Here is a 652-nt window from a genome sequence, read left to right on the forward strand (position 1 = left end):
GCAATCGCACGATACTGCTTAATCTTGGCAAAGAAGTTCTCTATTAGGTGCCTCGCTTTATAAAGCTCTTTATCGAAGTCTCTTGGCTGCAGCCGATGACACTTAGATGGTATAACTGCATTACCTTGCACTGCTTTAATCGGTTCAATAACGCGGGCATCAGCATCGTAAGCTTTATCGGCAAGCCACGTTTGGCTAATACTGACATCAAGCAATTCATCTGAGCCACACAGGTCATGAGCTGCCCCACCTGTTAGATAAAAGCCAGTAGGATTGCCTAATGCATCTGTTCGAGTATGTATTTTAGTCGTCAGTCCACCTTTGCTGCGTCCAATGGCTTGATCCCTTTTTTTCCAGCACTGTGCTGGTGGGCTTTAACAATCGTGGCATCTAGCATGGCATATTCGTCATCGGATTGTTCAGAGAGTTGATTAAAAACCTGCTTCCATACGCCTTTTTTTGACCAGCGACTAAAACGAGTATGAATCACTCTGAAGTCGCCAAAGCGTTCAGGTAGGTCACGCCAAGGTATGCCGGTCTTGTAACGGTACAGAACCGCTTCTACGAACAAGCGGTTATCCTTTGCAGTAATACCAACGTCACTTGGTTTACCAGGTAGAATGTCTTTAATTCTCTCCCATTGGTCATCACG

At 45.4% G+C, this 652-nt stretch carries 1 pseudogene; it reads right to left on the minus strand.

Annotation, left to right across the window (positions count from 1 at the left end):
* Positions 1–652: pseudogene (locus EI161_RS14915) on the minus strand (IS5 family transposase); the annotation flags it as partial.

The organism is Psychrobacter sp. FME5 (assembly GCF_014861375.1).
Taxonomy (GTDB): Bacteria; Pseudomonadota; Gammaproteobacteria; order Pseudomonadales; family Moraxellaceae; genus Psychrobacter.